This is a genomic window from Burkholderiales bacterium (assembly GCA_013695435.1).
In the GTDB taxonomy this organism is placed as follows: domain Bacteria; phylum Pseudomonadota; class Gammaproteobacteria; order Burkholderiales; family JACMKV01; genus JACMKV01.
Genome location: JACDAM010000018.1, coordinates 1 through 5,596, shown reverse-complemented (window position 1 = coordinate 5,596; position 5,596 = coordinate 1). Strand labels below are relative to the sequence as shown.

5 protein-coding genes and 1 pseudogene are annotated in these 5,596 nt (G+C 60.4%); 1 reads left to right on the top strand and 5 read right to left on the bottom strand.

Translation table 11 applies throughout. The features are described from left to right. The 5 genes and pseudogenes from H0V78_01060 to wrbA all read right to left on the bottom strand — a co-directional run. On the bottom strand, positions 1 to 717 hold a 717-nt coding region (locus H0V78_01060; GenBank protein ID MBA2350409.1), incomplete at its 3' end, for a hypothetical protein. Next, the gene (locus tag H0V78_01055; GenBank protein ID MBA2350408.1) at positions 690 to 2,225 is read right to left on the bottom strand and encodes a glucan biosynthesis protein G; all 1,536 of its coding nucleotides are present in this window, start codon (positions 2,223 to 2,225) and stop codon (positions 690 to 692) included. The genes H0V78_01055 and H0V78_01060, both read right to left, overlap by 28 nt. A 297-nt stretch (positions 2,226 to 2,522) precedes the next feature. Continuing rightward, on the bottom strand, positions 2,523 to 3,341 hold the full coding sequence (locus H0V78_01050) for an arylamine N-acetyltransferase (protein ID MBA2350407.1): 819 nt from the start codon (positions 3,339 to 3,341) through the stop codon (positions 2,523 to 2,525). A gap of 61 nt (positions 3,342 to 3,402) precedes the next feature. Then, positions 3,403 to 3,790 (bottom strand): annotated as a pseudogene (locus tag H0V78_01045) (cupin). Positions 3,791 to 3,859: 69 nt separating this feature from the next. Beyond that, positions 3,860 to 4,456: an NAD(P)H:quinone oxidoreductase gene (gene wrbA, locus H0V78_01040; protein MBA2350406.1), complete on the bottom strand. Its 597-nt coding sequence runs from the start codon at positions 4,454 to 4,456 to the stop codon at positions 3,860 to 3,862. A gap of 139 nt (positions 4,457 to 4,595) precedes the next feature. Here wrbA and H0V78_01035 point away from each other — a divergent pair, with 139 nt between their 5' ends. Continuing rightward, the gene (locus tag H0V78_01035; GenBank protein MBA2350405.1) at positions 4,596 to 5,492 is read left to right on the top strand and encodes a LysR family transcriptional regulator; all 897 of its coding nucleotides are present in this window, start codon (positions 4,596 to 4,598) and stop codon (positions 5,490 to 5,492) included. The last annotated feature ends 104 nt before the right edge of the window (positions 5,493 to 5,596 follow it).

Below are 5,596 nucleotides of genomic sequence, written 5' to 3'. Positions count from 1 at the left end.
GACCAGGATCGCGAACAGGATAAGGACGGCGATTTCGAGCAACTGACTTCCCTGATACGGCAGGACGGCAGTCATGAAGCTGGTCGCGATATAGGTCTGGGCGAGCACTATGAAGAGTAGCGTCGTGCGCCGAACCGCCGCTGCGGCGTACCAGGCATCGCGTTTGCCGCGCGACGGAGCTTCGTCTTCGTTTCGTTCATGCGCATGAGGACGCCGCCGCTCGTGCATCAAGCGCGTCTTGATCGAAGCGAATAAAGGAAAGTGCGAAATCAAGCGGCGGGGCGCCATCGATGTGCGGTTCATCGACGGCGTAGTGACGAGGCGCGTTCGGCCATAAACATCGGTCGCAGCCATCGCAAGCGGAGAACGCGCAGTCTTCGGCTGATTTTCACAAGAGTCGCGGTTGGACGTGGACGGCGTCGCGGGCGTGGACGGCGGCGTGGCGCCGATGTCCACGTTCTGCGATACCGACAAGCCGAGCGCAAGCCGCCGTCCGATCGACGCATACGCAGGATCGTCGCGCTCAACCTCGCGCCCGGCGATGATGCCGTGCAACTCCGTCATCTGCGCACGCGGTTCGACGAGCCCGGAGCGGCTCGCTTCCGCAAGCCATTTGGTGCGAAGCGCGGGCGGCAACGGCAAGCGATCGAGATAACGCTCGATGCGCGACGCCGGGCGCGGCGCATCGACTACTGCACTGGGAGTATGTAATTCCATGATTCACTCAGGACGCGATCGCCGCTGCGCAGATGTGCGCGCAGCTCGACCGGTTTGTCATCGTCGACGCGGCGCAATCGAATCGCGCTGCGCCAGCCGCCAGACGCTTCATTGCGATAGATGTTGTGCTCAAGGATTTTGCCGTTGCCGTCGGCCGAGACGACGCTTGCCACGTTGGCTCCCTCCGCAAGCTTGTCGAATACCGGGCCTTCGAAATCGATCGTGAGCAGGATGCTGTCATCGGGTTTGCGCACGTAGCCATGGCCGCGCCGCGTCTGCGCGACCCATGAAGATGCCGGCCGCTGCGCCGATCGGCTCTGCCACGACAGCCGATAGGCGAAGTCGAATGGTTGCCCCGGCGGCGGCGGATTGTCAGGCACCCAGAACGCAACGATGTTGTCGTTGGTTTCGTCCTGGGTCGGTATCTGTACCAGTTCGACCCTTCCCGAACCCCACGAACCAAGCGGCTCAACCCATGCACTCGGGCGCAGTTCGTAGCGGGCTTCGAGGTCTTCATAACTTGCGAAATTGCGATCGCGCTGCATGAGGCCGAAGCCCGCTGGATTGTTCATCGCGAACGAAGTGACCAGCAGGCGCTTCGGATTGACCAAGGGCCGCCACAGCCACTCATGCGTATCGGTCAATACCGACAGGCCATCGGAGTTATGCACTTCGGGGCGGAAGTCCTCTTTTTGGGGATGCTGGTTCTCGCCGAAAAAATACATGCTGGTGAGCGGTGCTATGCCGAGCTTGGCGACATTCTCGCGCAGGTAAAGCCGGGCGCTGACGTCCATCACGGTCTCGCCGCCCGGTCTCAAAACGAATCGGTAAGCCGCTGTCGCCCGCCGCGAATCGAGTAAACCGTAAATGACGATTTCTTTTGCCCTGGCCGTCGGGCGCTCGATCCAGAATTCGACGAAGCGCGGAAATTCCTCGCCCGACATGACTCCGGTATCGAGCGCGAGACCGCGCGCCGACGAGCCATAGCGCCCCCCTTTGCCGATCGCGCGGAAATAGCTAGCGCCGAGAAAAACCAGTACCTCGTCCTTGTAAGCCGGCGTGTTGAGGGGATAGTGGACGCGAAAGCCGGCGAACCCCAGACCCAGCATCTCCTGCGCATCGAGCGACGTTTTGCCATAGTCGAAAAGCGCGGGACTGAACGGAATTTCACGAATCTCATCCGCTGCGACTTCATTCATTCTGACTGGCTGGTCGTAGTAGAAACCCTGATGAAAAAAAGCAAGCTCGAACGGCAAGCCGGCGTTGCGCCAATACGCCTGATCCGGCTTGAAATGAATATCGCGATAGCGGTCGTAATCCAGCGCTTGCAATTCCTTCGGCAGATTCGACGGCGGATTCTTGAATGGAGCGGCGGCCAGCTGCATGGCGCGCTGCGCGACATCGGCGAAGTCGAAAGCGAACGCCGTAGCTGAATACGACCCGCATAATACGGAGGCGAACAGCGCAGCAAAGATCGAGAGGCGAAACGATATTGTCGGTCGGATCATTCGGAAACAAATGTGTCGCCAAAAAAAGCATGCCGACCCCTCCCCGGACTGCGGTCGGTGGCGCAAGAGCCGGTGCTTTCAAGAGCGGAGTACAGTGCCCGCGATCCGCTCCAAACCTGAACGAAGCGATCCAGCTTTGATCGACGATGAATTGCGTCTACGTGATTATCGCGTAGAGTCGGCGATTTCGCACTGGATTCCTTCCTTTACAGCGATGGGGCACCTCAACGGGCGCGAGATTCGATGTGGCGTCGGATCAGAGCAAACCCGTGTTTTTAGCCCGATTTCGCCTTCGCGCTAGGCTGCCGCCGTCAACCGCTTGAGAGCAGCATCGAGTTCTGGAGCATCAGGCAAGGTCAGACCGAATGGGCCTCGGAGAATCTCGCGCATCTCGTCGGCATTCGCGAGGATGCGCCGCTCAGTTCTCCCATTCAAATAGTGCACAGTGAATTGATTGTTGCGCAACGCATAGCGGCGATCGGACACCGGCCGCGCGGCGAGCAGCTCAGTCACGAAAAGCGTCTCGGGACGGGTCGAGGTGTACCAGTTGATGACTTCATAGTCGGGCAGAAACGCTTTCTGCAGACCGAAGCGGTAGAGCGGTACCCATGCCTCGCGAATTCTGACTTCTTCGATAAATTCGTCGTCTACTTTGACGAGGCGAAACGGTTCATGCGGCGTCGCTTGTTCGATGCCGGGTACAAGGCGAAGCGGTCCGGTCAAAGTGACGCCGCCAAATCCCGCATCCACGATGTACGGCTGATCGAGGTCTACGCGTAACAGCATGTGACTGCGAGCTGTGATTGCGCCTTCAGGCGCGCTCCAGAGAACGCGCGCGAGCAGCCCTGTCACGTGAAAGCCGAGCGCCTCGAGCGCGTGTTTGAGCAGCAGATTATGCTCATAGCAGTAGCCGCCGCGGCCGTCGCGCACCATCTTTTTCTGCAGCGATTCAAGGTCGAGAGGAACTGGCCATCCCATGAGCGGGTTCAAGTTTTCGAAGGCGATGGCTTCGGTATGGCGTACATGGATGGCTGCAAGCGTCGCCAGGGTCGGCGCGCGCTCGCCTGGGTAAGCGATTCTCTCCAGATAGGCATTGAGGTCGATCGATGTCGTCACTGTCGTGTTCTCGATGGGGAGAGCGAACCGCCGATGTTCGCTGTCCCGCCACGCCCGCCGCTCATGCAGGGTGGTACGAATCGAGCAGGTGGGCGTGCTCCGACTTCTTTTGTGCGTCCATCCAATGCGGATAGGTCACGTACACGACCTCGGTGTCGTCTTCCGCGGCCTCGTAGCCGATCTGCGTGCCCTTGGTGAGGAAGATAACCTCGCCCGCCTTGGCGGTTTTCGCGCCATCGGCAAAACGCACGGTCAGGGCGCCCTTCGTTACGATAAGAGCTTCATCATAGGTGACGATCCATTCGTTTTTCTCGCCCTTCCTTTTTCCGGTAAAAGCCGACGCTCATGGTGTCGCTGTTCGATGAATCCAGGACATCGCCAACGAAGATCTCGCGGTCGGTGTACTGGTAAAACTTCGCATCGTTACTCGTGAAGTGTCTGACGCTCATTTGTAATCGCTCCTTTGATAGCGGTCGTTCGTCTTACAAAGTGTTTCGGGAATGGCTCCGTTCAGGGACTCAGTCTTTGAGCCTGGCCGCGATGCTCGCGACGTGCCGCCCCTGAAACCGGGCGCCGTCGAGCTCATTCGCGCTCGGCTGCCGCTCGCCGTGGCCGGCCAGGGTCGAAGCACCGTACGGCGTGCCGCCGGTAATCTCGTCCTCACGCATCTGGCCCTTGAAGCTGTAGGGCAGTCCGACGACGATCATGCCGAGATGGAACAACACCGGATGGAAGGTGAGAATCGTCGACTCCTGGCCGCCGTGCTGGCTTCCGGTCGAAGTGAAGACGGACGCGACTTTTCCGACCAGCTTGTCCGCCATCCACAACCCGCCAGTCTGGTCGAGGAAGTTTTTCATCTGCGCGGTCATATTGCCGTAGCGGGTCGGCGTCCCGAAAATGATTGCGTCATAGTCGGGCAGTTCATTTACGGTCGCCAGCGGCGCCGCCTGGTCGAGCTTGTATCCTGATTTCCGCGCGACTTCTTCCGGGACGAGTTCCGCCACCCGTTTCATCACGACCTCGGCGCCGGCCTCACGGACACCTTCGGCGATCGCTCCCGCCATGTTCTCGATGTGGCCGTACGCCGAGTAATACAGCACTAGGATTTTCGTCATCATTTGTCTCCATTGGGCTCCAGCCCAATCGCAGCCCAAAGCATGAGGCGTCGATTAGGCGCGTTCGAACCTGCTATTTAACGATTGACTGGCTAGATTGAATAGCGCAAATATTCGGTCTAACCAATCTACTTAGTAGATGGAACAGACTCCCCACATCAGTTTGGAGCAGTGGCGGGCTTTGCTTGCCGTGGTGGATTCCGGCAGCTACGCGAAGGCGGCGGAGGCGCTCCACAAAAGCCAGTCCTCTGTGACTTACGCGGTGCAGAAGCTCGAATCGCTGCTCGGCGTAAAGGCGTTCGAGATCGAGGGACGCAAGGCGATTCTCACGCCGACCGGCGCGTTGCTCTACCGCCGCGCGCGTACTTTGGTCGACGAGGCGAGCGGACTTGAACGCGCCGCGCGCAAACTCTCCGCGGGCTGGGAGGCGGAGATCGGCCTCGCGGTAGAGATTGTCTTCCCGACCTGGCTGCTGCTCGAATGCCTGCACCGGTTTGGCAAGGAGAGCCCGCACACCCGCATCGAAGTCATCGAGTCGGTGCTCGGCGGCACGCCTGAGGCGCTGTTGCAGGGGCAGGTCGATCTTGCGATCACGGGAAGGGTCCCGCAGGGCTTTCTGGGCGATCCATTGATGCGTCTGCGCTTCGTGCTCGTCGCGCACCCCGAACATCCGCTGCACCAACTCGGCCGCCCGGTCACCATGCAGGACCTGCGCGCGCAACGCCAGCTTGTGGTGCGCGAGTCTGGAACGCAGCGCGCGACCCCGCCAACAATCGAGGCGACGCAGCGCTGGACCCTCAGTCATATGGCGACTTCGATGGCGGCGGCGCGCGCCGGCTACGGATACGCGTGGTTCCCGGAAGAGAAGATACGCGCCGAGTTGGCCGAGGGGACGCTGAAGCCGCTTCCGCTATGCGAGGGCGGCGAGCGCTATGTCCAGCTCTATCTGGTGTTCGCGGATCGCGACGCAGCGGGCGCCGGCGCGCTCCGTCTTGCGCAAATCATTCGCGACGCGGTCGCGGCAGCTTCACGCTGAATTAGGGCCTGTTTACACTAATTCCATGCGTGCGTTACCCCCAGAAAGTCCGCAGGCAAGGCGCGGCGAGGAAGCGATGCTTATTGCCTCGCAAGGAGCCGCAA

Excerpts from the sequence above, each read along its gene's own strand:
- H0V78_01035 (MBA2350405.1), top strand. The coding sequence starts at position 4,596 with ATGGAACAGACTCCCCACATCAGTTTGGAGCAGTGGCGGGCTTTGCTT.
- H0V78_01055 (MBA2350408.1), bottom strand. The coding sequence starts at position 2,225 with ATGATCCGACCGACAATATCGTTTCGCCTCTCGATCTTTGCTGCGCTG.
- wrbA (MBA2350406.1), bottom strand. The coding sequence starts at position 4,456 with ATGACGAAAATCCTAGTGCTGTATTACTCGGCGTACGGCCACATCGAG.